The 16,584-nt window shown below is 47.8% G+C and carries 10 protein-coding genes; 4 read left to right on the forward strand and 6 right to left on the reverse strand.

The window, feature by feature from the left end:
* Positions 1-60: 60 nt before the first annotated feature.
* The gene (locus AC5JO6_RS01315; protein ID WP_496079228.1) at positions 61-2,781 is read left to right on the forward strand and encodes a DnaB-like helicase C-terminal domain-containing protein; all 2,721 of its coding nucleotides are present in this window, start codon (positions 61-63) and stop codon (positions 2,779-2,781) included.
* Positions 2,762-5,191: a bifunctional 3'-5' exonuclease/DNA polymerase gene (locus tag AC5JO6_RS01320; protein ID WP_496079229.1), complete on the forward strand. Its 2,430-nt coding sequence runs from the start codon at positions 2,762-2,764 to the stop codon at positions 5,189-5,191. The genes AC5JO6_RS01315 and AC5JO6_RS01320 overlap by 20 nt, the downstream gene beginning before the upstream one ends.
* Before the next feature lie 22 nt (positions 5,192-5,213).
* On the opposite strand, the gene AC5JO6_RS01325 is transcribed toward AC5JO6_RS01320, so the two are convergent.
* The 4 genes from AC5JO6_RS01325 to AC5JO6_RS01340 all read right to left on the reverse strand — a co-directional run bounded on the left by AC5JO6_RS01325 (position 5,214) and on the right by AC5JO6_RS01340 (position 8,911).
* Positions 5,214-6,698: an ORC-CDC6 family AAA ATPase gene (locus AC5JO6_RS01325; RefSeq protein ID WP_496079230.1), complete on the reverse strand. Its 1,485-nt coding sequence runs from the start codon at positions 6,696-6,698 to the stop codon at positions 5,214-5,216.
* A gap of 23 nt (positions 6,699-6,721) precedes the next feature.
* Positions 6,722-7,510 carry a PD-(D/E)XK nuclease domain-containing protein gene (locus tag AC5JO6_RS01330; RefSeq protein ID WP_496079231.1) on the reverse strand — a complete coding sequence of 263 codons (789 nt, stop codon included), beginning with the start codon at positions 7,508-7,510 and terminating at the stop codon, positions 6,722-6,724.
* Positions 7,511-7,593: 83 nt separating this feature from the next.
* A complete protein-coding gene (locus AC5JO6_RS01335) occupies positions 7,594-8,556 on the reverse strand; it encodes an Rpn family recombination-promoting nuclease/putative transposase (RefSeq protein WP_496079232.1) in 963 nt (320 codons plus the stop codon).
* 28 nt (positions 8,557-8,584) lie between these two features.
* On the reverse strand, positions 8,585-8,911 hold the full coding sequence (locus AC5JO6_RS01340) for a hypothetical protein (protein ID WP_496079233.1): 327 nt from the start codon (positions 8,909-8,911) through the stop codon (positions 8,585-8,587).
* Between the two features lie 136 nt (positions 8,912-9,047).
* On the opposite strand from AC5JO6_RS01340, the gene AC5JO6_RS01345 reads away from it, so the two are divergent.
* A complete protein-coding gene (locus AC5JO6_RS01345) occupies positions 9,048-12,335 on the forward strand; it encodes a hypothetical protein (RefSeq protein ID WP_496079234.1) in 3,288 nt (1,095 codons plus the stop codon).
* A gap of 277 nt (positions 12,336-12,612) precedes the next feature.
* On the opposite strand, the gene AC5JO6_RS01350 is transcribed toward AC5JO6_RS01345, so the two are convergent.
* Positions 12,613-14,139, reverse strand: a complete 1,527-nt coding sequence (locus AC5JO6_RS01350; protein ID WP_496079235.1) for a GUN4 domain-containing protein — start codon at positions 14,137-14,139, stop codon at positions 12,613-12,615.
* Positions 14,140-14,490: a Pepco domain-containing protein gene (locus AC5JO6_RS01355; protein WP_496079236.1), complete on the reverse strand. Its 351-nt coding sequence runs from the start codon at positions 14,488-14,490 to the stop codon at positions 14,140-14,142.
* 143 nt (positions 14,491-14,633) lie between these two features.
* Between AC5JO6_RS01355 and AC5JO6_RS01360 the strand changes: the two genes are divergently transcribed.
* Entirely contained in the window at positions 14,634-16,583 is a 1,950-nt protein-coding gene (locus AC5JO6_RS01360) for a hypothetical protein (protein ID WP_496079237.1), read from the forward strand.
* Position 16,584 lies beyond the last annotated feature (1 nt).

The raw sequence follows: 16,584 nt of genomic DNA on the forward strand, positions 1-16,584 counted from the left end.
GCTAGCCCAAGTGGATGAACATATTTGCGGCATCATTACCGATTTGATTAGTTGAACCACATGCCAGAAACCACCACTGTTTTACAGCAGCTTTACCGCCTGATTCTCCATGAGCATCAGCAGCTTTATAGCGTGTGGCAAAGTGCTGATATTTTACAGTCACAGTACGATCAGGCTCTCACCCCTGCTGTGGTAGAAGCGCATCTTCAGGGCAATTCAATTATCTCAGTGCGCCTCCTCCAACCGGGTACAAACCTGGCAAAAGCAGGCTGCATTGATTTTGATGCCCCGAAAGATGGTAGTGATGAACAGACTCTACGTGAGGTGCTGAGTCTGTCTCAACGAGTGCAACAAGTCGCTACTAGTCAAGGATTCCCTGCTTATCTGGAATTTAGTGGTCGTCGTGGATTCCATCTCTGGTTGTTTGCTGATATGCCGTTGCCTGGAGCTACCTGGGTCAAGGCATTGCAGAACCTTTGTTATCTAGCTGCTTACAAGCCAAAAGAGATTTATCCTGCTACAGCAACAACGGCGATCGATGGTAAAGCATCAGGACGACCGATCAAATTGCCGTGTGGCAGGCACCAAAGCAGCGGTAAGTGGAGCGGTTTCTTAAATGAACCAGTGAACTGGTCGGAAGGATTTCCGATAGTATCCGACGATCAGGCTGGTTTGATGGCATCCTTTCAGCAGATTCCTGTGGCTCAACTGGCTCAACTAGCTGCACTTGAAGTGAACCTCAGCAGTGCGATCAGTAAAAATGGGCATCAAAAGGGCAATGCTTTTCAAGAGCGATTGGGGTTTGCTGGGAGTTCAACCGTTCAGCATTCTACTGCCACAAAAGCGACGAACTTTTCGATGCTGGCTCCTGATGAGCATCCCGCTTGTATTCACTACCTGATGAACCAGGGTGCGCCAACCGATCAGGACTACAACTCAGTCAACTTAACTCTGGCACGTTATGTCATCACCAGGGGATGGGAACGTAACCAGGCAGAACCCTTGGCAGAAGCAATGGCACGAGCGTCTGATCACCATCCAACCAGCAAAACGACGGTTGAATCCAGGCTCAGAAATTTCCACAGCACCTATGCGTCTGTTAAACGAAATCCGCACGACTATCAGTGGAGTTGCAGCTACATTCGCCACAGCCGTGAGTTAGTCCGCTGTGGAGGCTGTACAGGCTATGCCTGCCCCTTTTGGCAATGGGAGAAGCCAGAGGGTGACAACGAGGTTGCTAGACGAGTTGAACGAGATTTGTTGGCCTACATCTTGCATCACCCAGAAGCAGGGATGCAGGAAGCCTTGGGTGTGGATTTACCCGTTGAGGGCTTTATTGCCACGTTTATGCCCAAAGGCGATGCTTCAAAGCCGTTTTATCTCCACCAAAGGCTTTGGGAATGCTTTGTGAGCCTGGAGATAGAAGGGAGAGAGCTAACGCCCAGTCTCGTGCTCTCCCGGTTGGAAAAAATAGTGATGGAGCGCTCTCCCCTACCGACACCGATGCTGAATCAAATCGCTGCCTATTTGGATGAGCTTTTGCATCTGGCTCCCTGTGGTTGGGAGACGTTTACAGAACTCCTCATGAGAGTGCGAGATACCGGCTTGCGATCGCTGGCAAAAGAGCAGGCTGCTACTGCATCCGAACTGTTGAACAGCCCCTTACATCCCGTGACCGAAACGCTGGAAACACTCATTCACCACTCTCAACATCTTCAGCAACGAAATGCCTCAGAAGTCATGCCAATGGTGGCCTATACCCAGGACTTGATCCGGGAATTGTTTGGGCAACCGCAAACGGCGATCGCCACTCCGGCTCCCTGGTTGAATCGTTCTCTCAATGGTGGGTTACATCCCGGTAGGCTCTATGTCGTGGGTGCCCCTCCCGGCTCCGGAAAAACAACTTGGTGCGCTTGGTGTGCGGATGAAGCGGCAAAAGCTAAAATCCCCGTGCTGTACGTCTCCTTTGAGATGGGGAAGCAGCAGCTCTGGGTAAATGCCTTGTCGCGGATGGGTGGGCTAAACTCCGGCTTGATTGAAGCCAAGCACTGGATGAACGCTGACTATACCCATACCGAATGGCTGAAACAACAGACTGCGCTGGCAATTCGGGCCTATGACCAGCAGATTGCAGAATATCTGACGGTTCTAGAAGCAGGTCCAGAGGTTACAGTCGCGCATTTGAAAGGGACGATCGCTCAAATTCGGCGCATTGCAGAACTCGACAAAACAGCGCCCGTATTGGTAATTGTTGATTATTTACAACTCATGTGCTGTGGGGATGAAAAGCTCGACTCTGGTGCCAATGAAGTATTGCGGGTTTCGCGGGTGGCGACGGGGTTAAAACAACTGGCGCGGGACACGGGTGCTGCTGTGGTGGCGATTAGTGACATCAATAAAGCCGCCTACCAGGAAGCACTTCGGACTGGAACGTTAGATATGGGTGCGTTACGGGACTCGTTCAAGATTGCCCACGCCGCAGACTGCATTATGCTGCTCCAGACAGGGAAGGCGCAGCGCGGCAATGACCAACCTAGAGATCAGCTTGACCTGCTGGAAGAACGCTATGCAGGAGACTATCTCAGACTCCGGCAAATTCAAGACTTGCGTGCTCAGTATCCGCTTAATGAAAAAGCGAAGGCGATCTATGCGCGACTTAGCATTCTCAAAAATCGGGGTGGTGTCACAGCAGAGCCATTGTTTGTCTATGAGCGGGCTTACCACCGCTTCATTCCGGTTGATTTGGATTTAGGAGAGGACAATGACCGTGAAGATCTCTAGCCCCAATGTTAGTGGTGTAGAAGCAAATGCCAAGCTCTCTACGGTTGCTGATCCACTGTATGAGGATTTAATGGATTGGGCAAAAGCTCGGAAACGGCAGTTTCTGAGGAATCGGGTTCAACAGAGTAGTGAGCCTATTAACGCTGCAACTGCTGAATCGGAAACACCAACAGCAAGCGATGCCTGGATTGAAACCTGGTACACTCCACCGCCTCTACCATCGCGGCTTGCCAAACAGAAAGCCATTGCTTCCTATGCTCTCCATCAAGAGATGGGAGGAAAAATAGAAACAGAGGCAGTCAAGGAAACCAAACCTCTTCCCTCCCTTAGTTCCACAGCCTCATCGCTTCCAAACCACGACAGTTTTGAGATTGGTCAACAAGTTGTTCTCCGTCCAGACTCTCAGCGTGTACCATCGGGTATTCCAATTGATGCTGTGCTGGTCATTCAGGAGATGTATGTCAACGTTTATCGACAGCATCAAAATATTTGGTGTGTTTGGTGTAGTAGTGATGCTTTTTCTGGTTTGAAGTCGATCGATTCAGATTGCTTAATGCCGCTACGAGAAACAGTCCAGATCGCTGTTACAGAAAGCGTATCTGCAATGGAATTAGAAGATTTTTATATAGATGAGAAAGCAGATGCTAGTTCATCTCAGACGGCTGCGAGTTATGAATTCGTTGAAGATGGAAAACGACTTGCAGAAGTACTTAAGCCCTTGCAAAATTGTCAGGCGATCGCGGTTGATACAGAAACCACTGGACTTGATCCCTTAAAAGATCGAATTCGTTTAGTGCAAATTGCTGTGGCTAATCAACCCGTTATGATCATTGACCTGTTTAAAGTTGCCAAGGAAAAGCTAGCTCCGCTGCGCGAACTGCTTCAAGGTACGCCAATCAAAGTCTTGCAGAATGCCAAATTTGACTTGAAGTTTCTTCAACAGGCAGGACTGCCCATTGCTGGCAAACTGTTCGACACGATGATAGCGGCGCAATTATTGGATGCAGGAGTGCGATCGCACGGATATAACCTGGCGGAGCTAGTCAAGGTCTATCTGGGAGAAGAACTCTCCAAAGAACAGCAGCGAAGTGACTGGAGTCATCCCAGTCTTTCTTCTGAGCAGTTAGAGTATGCAGCGCGAGATGCAGCGATTCTACTGCGGTTACGCGAGGTGATGAAACCCAAACTGACAGGTGCTCGTTTGGTGGAAACTGCCAAATTGGAGTTTGATTGTTTGGGAGCGATCGCCCAAATGGAACTGCATGGCATGCTGCTCGACCTCTCTCGCTGGGATTCCCTGCGACAAGAACTAGAACAAAGAAGAGACCAAATGGCGGGTGAATTGCGACAACAGTTTCAGCCAGCCTTGCTCAGTGCCCAGCTCGATCTCTTGGGGAATGAGGTGTCTCTCAATTTGGACAGCCAGCCGCAGGTATTAGAGGCACTACAGCAAATGGGTGTTCCAGTAGAGAACACCAGTAAACTCTCTCTGATTCCCCTGGCAGAGGAGCATCCGCCTGTCAGAGCATTGCTGGACTACCGCAAAGCAGCAAAATCAGTCCAAGCGTTTGCCAGTAGCCTGCCCAAGCATGTTCACCCCATTACTGGGCGCATTCATCCAGACTATCAACAGATGGGAGCTGCTACTGGGCGCATGTCCTGTCGTAACCCCAACCTGCAACAGATTCCCAGAGACAAAATCTTTCGCAGTTGCTTTATTCCGGCTCCAGGCTATCGCTTAGTCGTGGCGGACTACTCTCAGATTGAACTGCGGGTCGCAGCAGAACTCAGTGGCGATCGCCGCATGATTGAGGCATACCAGAATGATGAAGACTTGCATCGGCTAACCGCTGCCCTGATTGCTGATAAATCCTTGGATCAAGTTGAGAAATCAGAGCGGCAGGCAGCTAAAGCCGTCAATTTTGGGCTGATTTACGCGATGGGTGCCAAAGGGTTAGCTGAGTACGCCTACAACAACTATGGGGTGCAGATGAGCCTAAAGCAGGCAGAAACCTTTCGCAAGCGCTATTTTGAGGCGTATCAGGGGATCGCTCGCTGGCATGGGGCAATGAAGCGAAGGCTGCCCAGGGAGATGCGGACGATGGGCGATCGCCTTCGGTGTTGGAAAGACGAACCAAAGTTGACAGAGCTGCTGAACACTCCAGTTCAGGGCACTGCCGCCGATATTACCAAAGCTGCCTTAGCAAAACTGCCCACAACGTTGAAGGAAACGGGAGTTAGACTAATTGGTACGGTGCATGATGAAATTTTGCTGGAAGCTCCAGAGCATGCAGCAGAACGGGCTGCACAGATGCTTCAGCAAGTGATGGAGCAAGCTGGACGGCAGTATTTAAGGAAAGTCCCAGTGAAAGCGGAGGTGGCGATCGTCAGTAGTTGGGCGGAAAAGTAAAGCTTGTGGAATTTTAGCCTTTTCACATAGATTCTTTAAAGGGCAGTTGAATTGTTCTTTCCTCAAATCTTTTTAAGTCCAAAACTGCACGACGAATAGCACGATAATCATCAGATGGAACTTCAACATAAGTTTGATCTATTTCATCCTCATTATTAGGAAGTAAGCCTAAAGGAGATTTCTGCGTATTTATCAAATCGACATAACATCCGTAGTCTAACTTGTATACATCGTATCTTACTCCAGGCTCTTCATTAGATGATACATTTCGTTTCAGAACATGGAGAACTCTTGAATCGAAAAGTCGATCTATCAATTCGCTTCTTGCATCTTTTCTCAACAAGAATGCTCGTGCTTTTCTATTACCAATAACTTCAGCGATAATCCAATGTAACAGTTCGCTAGCTTCAGGATTTGATTCAACAGTTGAGCCTTTATCACGGTTATACCACTGACTAGCAGCAACTCGGACATCATTCATCGTAATTTTGTCACCATCAGCTTTTTTAGCTGCTAACATAATGATGTTGATAGAATCTCTTGGTACGCCCTCGGAAGCTCTAACGAATTCTGTAAAAACATTAATTTGAGTAAATGCTTCCTTAGTAAGGGATTCAGATGATTTTGGACTATCAGGTAAATCAGAGTCATCCATTGCTTGATAATGTTTATATATTAATTCTTTGAAAAAGATATTTGCTCTTTCAGCATCATTATCAAAAACCATAAAGTCATCTAGATTAATATCAACAGCTATATCGGCTCCAACTTCAATACCAACATAATTACCTTCGCTAAAAGGCAATTGAAAACGCGTTCTTTGCTCAATAGCAGCAATTTTTACGACAATTCCTTGAATAGAAAACATTGATCTTCGAATGAAATCTCCTAGGTAAGGCTGTAACTCTAGTGGAACACTGCTCCACTCATCTAATAAGAACCAAACTTTTCTTGGTGATATACTACGTATAAGATTTCTCAATGATTGCCCAATGGAGCCAAAGCGAACAGTATGTTGTTTATTAGATGAACTTTGAGGATCTCTATCACCGTTTGGATGCTCGACAACACTTACATTTGAAATATTATTTGCAAGTTCATCAATACTTCGTTCTAAGCTGGTATTTTTAAGTAATTCTTCATTTTCTAATACAAATTCATAGAGCCTATCAGAAAATGTTGAAAGTGTATCTAGTAAAAGTCTAGTTGCGCGTTCAGCAAGTGATAAGTGGGGATCTGTATATATCCCTCCACTAGAGCCAATGTTTCGCATATCTATATAAATAGGGATATCTCCCCGCTTAGCTACAGTTTCCGCAAGGTATAAAAAAGCATGTGTTTTTCCTGTACCTCTACGTCCATAGATTACTTGGTGATCCAGTGAAGAAAGCAAAGTAAACAAGGAACCTGCGTCAACAAACGTCGAAACTAGTTTGCTTCGGTCATTCATCTCAGCTCGGCGTTGCATTTTCATGAACGCAAGATTTAGCGATGTAGGGCTTGCCATAATTTAGTGTTCTATAATTCAGTTTAATTCTTTGGGGAGATTATAACTTTGACTTCAAGTTCGTCATGATTTCCACTTAAATCACATTCCAGTCCACTTGGATTTAAAATTAGTTGATCTGGATCGTACACAAAACAAATCAAAGTTTTACAGTCTTGATTCTGAGAATACCTCTTCATATCAATGATAAGTTGTTCGCCAACCTCCTTATCCTTTAACTTTTCCCTGGTTTTTTTAACTTCGACAACTACCTTTGCTTGCTTAAGTAGAAAGTCAACCCTAGATGTTGCTCCTGCGTAGCTAGGGTTGACATCTTCAGGTCTTATGTCATCAAATCTTGTAAGTAGCAATGTATGAAAAAGATGTTGAACATCGTATTCATCTTCAATACTGCGTATTTTTCTTCCTCTATATTCTGTGCAAAGTTGCTTGGCTATCCGAGGAAAACGGTTGCATAAATTTTCGATAAACTCGATGGCACTTTGTTGTGAATAATTTAGTGCATAGTAATTATTGTTGATTACTCTAATGCAATCTAAAATTAAAGATTCTGCTCGCTTTAAGCCGGATTCAAAGGCTTTTATTTTTATTAGCTCAGGAGTTCTTGAATGTTCGTTCTGAGGCAAATAGCTTACATCTTTAAATCTTTGGACATAAACGGAGTTAAGTCCAAAGATTTCTTCAAGAATGGTAAGGATTTTGTCATGCCAAATCTTAAACTCATGCGAAAGAATACCTTTTGTAGAGATTTCATCGATGCATTCTAAGTGCTTTTGGAGGTCTTCTATCACTGATGATTTCTTGTATTCCATTAATTCTTTAAATTATTTCTCTGGATTCGACTACCCATTTCACTGATCTTGTCTGAGTTTCCTACTCTCGTCAGCTTGTACTATTAGGATTCTATCTGAGCAAATCGTGCTAGGAGATCTTCACGGGATAGTTCCAGCAAGAGCCGCGTGTACTCCTCAGGCGATAAAGTCAATAAGTGGGCAACAATCGACGCTAACTGCTCATCTAAAGCGCCAAAACGGACTTTGAGAATATTCTCAATAATCTCGCGTTGTCCTTCCTCCTTAATTAGACGTTCGATGCTAGTAACGTAGGGCATTTGCCGTTCCTCCTGGTACTGTCGCAGCTCTGCTAGAAATTCCCGCTCTAGGCTATCAGGCAGTGTCATCATCCAGCTAACCAATCTGAATAGCTCCACCGCATCACTTTCACTATAACCTTGCTCGAATAGCTTGAGAACGAGTGTCCACTTCCACTGCTTACGTTGCTGGGGCTGACCTGTCGTGGCTTTTGTCTTTAAATGAGCCATGACCACAACAACAAATGGGTTTCGGCTCTGATCCAGTTCTTCCCAGTGGGCTTCATAGTCAATGAGCTTGGCGATCGGAAATTCAATTCCAACTCGGCACCCACCCAGATCGTAACCGTAAGAAGAGGGTCGCCAGTTTGGACGCTCATCGCCCAAAACAGCAAGGCTGATCACAGGTTTACGATAGCGATCAAAGCAGCGATAATTATACACGAACATTCTCTCTGCGAAGCCAGAGTCCTCCTGAGATTGGACTTCTATATGTACGAGTATCCAGGTTTCTTCGCCATCCTGTTGCCAAACTTTGAACAGCTTGTCGGTGAATCGTTTTCCCAGTTCGCTGTCTTTAACAAACTGCTGAAATTCTTGCTCTAGCGACTCATAGCTTCGGTTCCAATCAATCAGTTCATGCACGACTGGGAAGAAAAATGCTAAGAATGGCTCAAAATAAAGCTCTAGCCCTTCTTTCCAAGGGTCATCAAAACTGGCTTGTGGTTCAGATGGATTGGTAGATTGAATGCTTGGTTCATCGCTCATGCAACGTTAACCCGTGTATTACCTGTAATCATAGAGATTCGTCAGGTTCGTAATAGCGCCAGTTGTAGCGACGAGAGCCGCTACCGCTATCTAACTTATCGATCGCCCCTGGATCACCGTTTAAAAAATCGCCCAGATCCTCATACTGGCTGGGATACCAGGAACTAGAAGTCGTGGTTCTTGGTTCATCAGGTAGCACCATACTTTCGCCAGGTTTCAGATGGGCAAAGCGCGGGTGACATTCATCTTGAGTTCTGTCATCTGGGGTCAGGAGTTCTTCGCTTTCATCATCGGGTTCCTGATCGTATGCCTGCACCAGCAAACCGTTCTCCAGACGTTTAATGTGCCACGGCATTGTTATCCTCCTCGCTGTTCAATTCAAGAATAGCCACCTGGCTGATTTTGCCATGGCTGCTTTGTGTAAAGGTCAAAAAACAGTCTAACGCTTTCTAAGTTAGATGATAGTACGTTTATATCATGAACCGTAGGTAATGGAGCTGACCACGCGGGTCATTGAGGGTTCCGGTCTCAGCATCCCGATTTTTGATGGGTCGCACAACAACGGGAAGGGACGGTATTTGTCGGAGCCGGAGATTATTAAAAACTCTTTGCTGGAACAGATGTTTGAGCCAGAGGAGTTGCAATCGCTGCTGCTCGTAAAAATTGACAATCGTAATCCTAATGCAAATCATCTGCGGGCGCGCAATTTTGCCGATGGCACTTCGCGGCAACTCACATTTAGTTCTGGCAACAGTTACTACTTTGCGGATGACGACTTGCGTAAGAAGATCCGGCGCTTATTTGCGACAGAGCCGGATACTGCCTGTCGGTATGGTTCTCTATTAGTGAGTAATTGCTACAAAGGGTCTGACACGTTGGAGAACCTGCGGGTCAAGATTGTGGATTTTAATGACCCGGAGTATTCCCAATACAAAACCGGCGATTGTCACGGTAAGATTTCACCGCAGTTGGCTCGTCAACTGGGGGGTGAGCAGAACTGTCCGTTTCAATTTCGGTTTGCCTGGAGGAAGCAGTGGGCAGAAGGAAGCGAGCAAAGCTGCCCTCGCGTCAGCTTCTTCTCTAAAGGAACGCTGCTGCCCGATGCCCGACTGACTGAGGCAGAGGGCTATGACATTATCATGGATCGATCGTCGATTAAGGGGATAAAAAAAGCCCGATTGGACGAGCTGGTTCCGTGTGGAGATTATGAGTTTCCGCGAGCCGCCATGGGCAACCGGGGCAATGCTAGAGCCACCAGTTACGACAATAGCTGGCAATTTACTATCTGGTATTCCGAGGATGCAGTGCGGCAGGATTTGAAGCAGCCGACGGAGGAAAAAGCCAGAGTCTTAGCAGATTTACAGCGGCATCCTTTAGCACTGGCACGATACATCGTGCAGGAATACGACAAGGAACAACAACGGCGACAGGAGCGTTCAGAAGAAGAATTTGAGGATGAGGATGGTAATGCCAACAGTCAGGTGCAAGAATCTCGCTGGATTTCACTGCTGCGAAGCGACAAATATGGGCAATTGGTTGAAACTCCCAAGTTTCGGAAGTTTGCAACGGATTATGCGGCAGGTAGATGGCGAGATTTAGCGATTAAGAGCGGTTACAGCCATAGTTCTGGTATGGCGATGCCATCAGATGACTTACCGCGTGGCACGGTTTGTGTGCCTCATCTGCCGGAAGGAGATGTGATTCTGACCCGCTACCCGATCGTTAACTCAGACAATATTCGCCTCTACCACAACAGCCATGACCTGGAGCTGAAGAAAACTCGCAATGTCATTTGGATTAACCCCAAAGATGCGGAGGAATATCATCAGGCAGACTTCGATGGCGATCAACTCATGGTTAGTCCTGCTAGCCAGTTGCCTAACCTTGCCAAGGAAACGCTGCGAGCGGGCGAGCCAGGACGGTTTGAAGCCGTGAAGCAACGCCCCAAGCTGGCTTACAGCGAAGTTGTCACTGATGATGGTGGCTCAAAGTATCAGAATTTGGCTCAGATTGCGGCGGCAGCGAATCAGAACAAGGTAGGTTTGGTGGCAACCAACATTGGGCGGGTGCAATCGTCGATGCCGGGGGAAGGGGAGAATGTCGAGCGGTTTGAGCGCCGTCAGCGCAAACTGCTTAACCGTCTGTTTCAAGCACTTCAGGTCGAGGTCGATTCACCCAAAAGTGCAGAACGGTTGGAGGATATCAAGGAGATCGAAGGGGAGAATCTGCTTTCGGATGCAAAACGCTGGTCAGAATCTCATCCCAACCACTTTTTTGACTTTAAGAAGGACGATCGCCTTTATCGGAGTTTTGCGATGCCTGCCGATGCTCCTGGCTCGATCAATGTGCTTGCTAGAGAAGTCGTCAACCCTTTGTGGGAGCCGACCCGCATTCGGAGCCGTGATCGCCACGAGTTCCGCTATTTATTTCCGAAAGATGATTTGTCTGTGGATGCGTTGGAGTGGGCAGAGGAACTGAAGACCCGGTTCCAGCAAGCCAGGGATGAAATTCAGGAGCGGGTTGGGGAAGATCGGGATGCTTTCAATGAGGAATTGGGCAAGCTTTACGACAGCTATCGTGCTGAAATTAATGAGTTGTTTCCGACCCCAGAGGAACGGTTTGAGGGAGCCGCTGCACTCTGGTATACCCAGCACACGCGCCCGGAAATGGATCGGCATCGTCGGGATTGTCTGGCATTGGCAGAGCAAATGGCTATCACCTTTGCCCTTCAGCATGGCTATGAAGTACCCAGTGAAGCGCTACCCAGAGATGCTTATGTGTTGAGTGTACCGTTTGGGGCAGATGCGATTCGGTGGAAGGAAACCTTAGAGCAAAAAGGTATTCAATTTGATGCGATGATTCATCCGCAGCTACCGATGATTGAGTTTGCGCTCAAAGATCTGCCGCCCCGTTTGGTTGAAAAGCTAGAAGCTAAGTTCGGTCAGAACGTCAATGAGTTGGATACGCTTCGTGTGCCCGATGATTTGCGGATTATTCCTCCCGCTGATCATACCTGGGCGGAATCTCGGCAGGATTCAGGCGTGGGGGCGCTGGCATACAACCTGTTGACTGAGGAAGTCTGTCAGCAGCTTCAGGCATTTCAGTTCGATGAAATCAAGGTTTTGGGTATCCGCCACAATGACTTTGCCGAGGAAAACTTTGCCAGTAAGCAATGGCGCAATCAGTCCGTGAGCATTCAGGTAGGGGAGTTTGAACTGCCGGAATCGCATCCAGAGTACTACCGTTATAACGGCACCCCGATTGTCCAGATCGACGACAAGAACCTGGGAACGTTCTCACCGGATACCCCTAAGCTACCGATCGGGAGTTCTTTTGAAGCTAATCTACGTCCTGAAGGTTCCAGCGTGGTGCTGAAGTTGAACCCTGATTCCATTCAACTGCCTGAGCCAGTCCTCCCTGGTGCGGAAGCTGTTCAAAGTTTTGAACTGGATAGAGATCAATGGCGTAAGGAGATGTTTTCAGGACTGGTGACAGCCGTAGCCACAACCTATGAACAGCGCCGGTCAGATAATTCTGAAATTGCTCAGTTTAAGGTGGGTGACAAATGGACTGCCTACGTTCAACCCACAGGTGACTTTATTGTTCGGAATGAAGCGAGGCGCACGATTTGTCGAGGAAATCTGCATACAGGTGAGGAAACAGTGTCACTTTCAGAAGAGTACGCAGGGGAGTTGGAAAGAATGTTGGTGGGGAGGGAGCGATCGCCCCAACGCGCTACATCTCGAATTCGACATTCCAATTTCCAAACTATCCTCTGAGTGCAATTAGTGATCGCCTGCAAATTGCTGCCGATGCTTAGGAGTGCAGAGATCGATTGCAGTTGAATTTCACTTCATCCAATGTATTTACAGGCAAGAACTTGACGGTACTCAATCTAGCCTACAGAGAGGGGCGATCGCTTGCTGCTCTTAAAAGAGCGATCGCAGAATTTCCTGATTGGGTAAGACCTCTCTGGTGCAGGTAACGAAGTGCTGGAATACTGATTATTTGTCCGAAAAGGCTTCTATTACAAATCTTTAGAAATCACTGAAACTGTTAAATGCTACAGCTTACAAGTTTCTGCATGAGAGAGGAGACTTCCCAACCACCTCCACTATCAAAAAAGCTCGATCTACTCCAAGGGCTTTCTCCACTCCCTTGCCAAGGGAGATGTCCCCTTGGAGCTTGGGTACTAAAAGTTACCTCACGGTATACTATCCATTCGTTGTTCACACGCCAACCCACTCGATCGCTAAGGCATTGCCAAGCCTTCTCATCATAATATCCATCGGGTTTGCCGCCACAGTTTTCGACGTAGATCTTTTTTTGCACACTGAATCCAAATTTGCCACTGCTGTTATCTACCCATAGGCGATCTATCTTACTTAGAACGTCACAGGGAAAATTCTTGGTACTGTCTTCGTCAAGAAAACGGCCCTTTTCTCGATTTGCCGCTTTCAACATCAAGTTAGCAGTCTCCAGGTCAGCCGCTTTCCATTTCGCGGCTTTCAGAAATCCCTCTAGCTTAGAGTAATCGACATTGATTTGTTGGCTAACAACTCTCACTCCCACCACTCCCACGCCTGCTGCAATTGCCCACTTGAGAACTTGCCGTCGAGTTAATGAACGAGATTTAGTTTGGGGCGGTTCAGGTTGAGGGGGAGCCGTTCTGGTGTGACGCTGAATTCCCAGATTTTGCAAGGCTTCGGTCGCCTCTATATCCTGCCCGGAAGCTGCTGCTAATACCCTAATCCATAGTTGCTGTGCTAGATCCCACTCTAGGTTTCTCTCAGCACGATAGGCATCATTTTTCAGAGTTGCAATATCGGTAAGGCTGGCGTGTTGCGGCATCAAGATCAAGTGCGATCGATTGAGTGGTTCTACGATCGTATAAGGAGTTTGCCTCACCCTCTGCATATGGTGACTGATCAGTTCAGGAACTCGATGTTCAAGATACTGATTTAGCCGCTCCACAGTGGCACATCTGCCACGAATTCCCAGTCCTTCAAGCAGGGCATAGGTAAAGGCTCCCTGGGCTATTGCCTCCAGTTCATAAGAAAACTGGTCGGGACTACACGAGAACAGACTGATTACTCCCGTTTGGCGGGCTTCTGCTTCCGTTTGTCTGCCAATGCCTTCCCCGCTTTTCTTGCCACCACTGCGACAGGCATCCAGAATCATAACCGCATTATCGGCTCCACAACCCCGCAGGTAATTGGTGATGGTATTGGTGGAAATGCCCGTGTTTTCTATATCCTCCGGGTCGCCATCCAGCGGCATCAGATAATCCTGTCCGTTGTGGGGAATGCCATGTCCACTGAAAAAGAACCAGAAGTTGTCGCCATCCTTCATAAAAGGCGTTGCAAAGATTTGGCGCAAGACCCGCAGCAGATTCGCCCGGAACGGTTCCGTGGGTTTGCCGCTAATGGGGGGAGAATCATCGGTAAACAAAAAGATGCGATCGAATTTGGCTTCTTCGGTCAGGAAACCGTTCATGGCTTCAGCATCCCGCTTGGCATACTTCAGCGGTTGCAAAAATCGATATTGATTGATGCCAATGACGATCGCCCAATTGCTTGCCATTTACTTCTTATCCGATCGAGTAAATTTCAGCTTAATTGTTCCCTTTCCCGCAGCTTTCCCGCCTGCCACTAATTTAACTTCCCCTTCCCCACTAATTTCAACCGATAGCTCAACCTCATCCAGCTTCATGTCAGATTCTGCACCAATCTGCTGATCCACTTGCTTGAACAAGCGTCCGACCAGTTGTAAGAACTGATTCATGTTTTGCTCTAGCTGTGCGACTGGCAACCTGACCTCCTTGAGGTTAGCGATGCGATTGCGAACTTCTTCACCCCATCCCCTTTGACCTTCAATGGGTACGGAGGTTTCATCGGTCTCATCAGTCACAATCAAAATGTAGTCTTCTGGCATAGAGCAAAGGGAGCTAATTCTGAAGGCATTATAATCTAGCCAACTGGATACTGGACAAATCGCCATTGGGCGTAGGTGGAGAGGGTGATCGCCTTGTTAAGGTGACATCTACAGCATCCTTAACTTGTGTTCTAGGGCTGCCTATGGCTACCAAAACACCCACCCGACCCAAACAGTGGCAAAGTACCCAGAAGCGATCCTGGCAGAACCTGACCGATCGCCGCAAACTCCGCCATCTCGAAAACACCCTGGATAAAGCCATCACTAAGGCGCTCCAGGAAGAGGGAATTGAGTCTCATGAGGACTTCAAGGCTTATGTTGAGTCATTCAGTGAGCGATCGGGCAAGGCTCCCATTACCGTTGAACTTTGTGAAGGTGGTGGCAGTGATGATGAAATTCGGGGCTACCGCTTCTACCTCACTAGCGATCCTAGTCAAAGAACGAGCGGCAAGTATCTGATCAAGAACCTGGAAGGCGTTACGGATAAGGATGAAAACTACTTTACGCCCTCCAATATTGCTGAGATGTTTGGGTTTGAAGAAGCAGAATTCGGTGATCTGGATACCGACCTGGATGATGCCCTCGATCTGGACGATGACTTGGATGAAGCGCCAGACGAGGCACTGAATACCCTGCTGGACGGAGACCTTGATGATGATCTAGAGGATCTGAGGGATGAAGAGCTTGCTCCAGTTCCGACAGCTAAAAATCAAGCCAAATCATCATCGAAAGCTCAGCGCAAGACTCAATCTAAGGCGCAGACTCAAGGCAAAGCTAGTCAAGCTAATGGTCGGGACTTCCGTTACCGAGACCCGATGGAGGAAGCGTCTCGTCTGAGTGCTTCGGCAGCTGTGAATGGACGCGAGACAAATGGGGTCAATGTGGCAGGGCTGGCAGGGCAACTGGCAGCTCTGGGCATTGTGGTTGGACAGGGGTTGTTAGAAAACCTGGCAGCTCAGGATGACGAAGAACGGATCGAACGAATTGTTCGAGAACTTCAGCGGCAGAATGAGCAGGTTGATCATCTAACCAGCCGTTTGCAAGAGGCAACAACCGGGCGCTCAACGGTAACGCCATCGGCGGAACCAGAACCAGTTGCGGGTGAAAATCCTCTAGCAGATGCGGCTGCAACGGTGGGGAGTAAGGTAGACACGTTGGGTGTAAAACTAGACCCCACTTACAAAGGGCAACCCCTGGAGATTGATCGGGAAGCCAGCATTAGCGAACAGCTTGACCAGATTGAGGCATATCTGAAAGGGCTATCCAAACGACTTGACCGTTTAGAAGTGGCGGTGAGTCGTTTGGAGAAGCAAATCGCAGAACAAACCAATGCCGCAATGGTTGGGCCAGAGGCTGACACGGCAGAAAGTAAATTGGCTCCACCCGCACAACCGATCGTAGAGTCCAAAGTGCTGGAACAACTTATGGCGCGACGAGCCGATCCTGAGCAAATTGCCTGTGCAGAATCATTGGTGGGGTTTGCCAGAGCTGCTCATGCAGACTTGGATGATGCCGATCGGGAGGGAATTACAATTTCCAGTAATAAAACGCTGCAAATTGAAGAGCAAGGGAATCAAGTAGCGATCGCCCTTAACAACAATCAGGGTAATACCCTTTTTGCAGGCAACCGCACCGATGGGCAGTGGGCGATTGCAGCAGATCACCTCAGTGCTGATGAGAAAGCCAGCATTGCTAAACTTCCTCAGTCCAAACAGGAATACGCCACCAAAGCCAGTGCTCAAGGGTTGATTGCCACCTTCCAGGAGCGCTTATCGGATCGATTCAATGGGGAGGCTGAACCTGTATTCACCTGGACAGATCAGGGTAAAGCTAAGTATGAGTTTGAGGTTGTGACGTTACCGAACGGGACTCAGTTGCTGCAAGGGTTTGACCCGAACCACAAGGATGAGCAGGTATTTGATGCCATGTTGGTGCCTGGTCAATCACCAGACATCCTGCATTGCAGTATTCCCATACGAGAGATGGAGTCAGCCATCAATGAGCAAATACCTGAACAAATGGATGAAAAGCATCTGAATCGCCGTTCTGGTAAAGCGTCTGCCAAACCGAATCGCGAAGAATTGCAAGTTTAAT

Source organism: Tildeniella sp. (genome assembly GCF_059505325.1).

Coding starts and splice junctions, on each gene's coding strand:
- AC5JO6_RS01315 (WP_496079228.1), top strand. CDS start 61: ATGCCAGAAACCACCACTGTTTTACAGCAGCTTTACCGCCTGATTCTC.
- AC5JO6_RS01320 (WP_496079229.1), top strand. CDS start 2,762: ATGACCGTGAAGATCTCTAGCCCCAATGTTAGTGGTGTAGAAGCAAAT.
- AC5JO6_RS01325 (WP_496079230.1), bottom strand. CDS start 6,698: ATGGCAAGCCCTACATCGCTAAATCTTGCGTTCATGAAAATGCAACGC.
- AC5JO6_RS01330 (WP_496079231.1), bottom strand. CDS start 7,510: ATGGAATACAAGAAATCATCAGTGATAGAAGACCTCCAAAAGCACTTA.
- AC5JO6_RS01335 (WP_496079232.1), bottom strand. CDS start 8,556: ATGAGCGATGAACCAAGCATTCAATCTACCAATCCATCTGAACCACAA.
- AC5JO6_RS01340 (WP_496079233.1), bottom strand. CDS start 8,911: ATGCCGTGGCACATTAAACGTCTGGAGAACGGTTTGCTGGTGCAGGCA.
- AC5JO6_RS01345 (WP_496079234.1), top strand. CDS start 9,048: ATGGAGCTGACCACGCGGGTCATTGAGGGTTCCGGTCTCAGCATCCCG.
- AC5JO6_RS01350 (WP_496079235.1), bottom strand. CDS start 14,139: ATGGCAAGCAATTGGGCGATCGTCATTGGCATCAATCAATATCGATTT.
- AC5JO6_RS01355 (WP_496079236.1), bottom strand. CDS start 14,490: ATGCCAGAAGACTACATTTTGATTGTGACTGATGAGACCGATGAAACC.
- AC5JO6_RS01360 (WP_496079237.1), top strand. CDS start 14,634: ATGGCTACCAAAACACCCACCCGACCCAAACAGTGGCAAAGTACCCAG.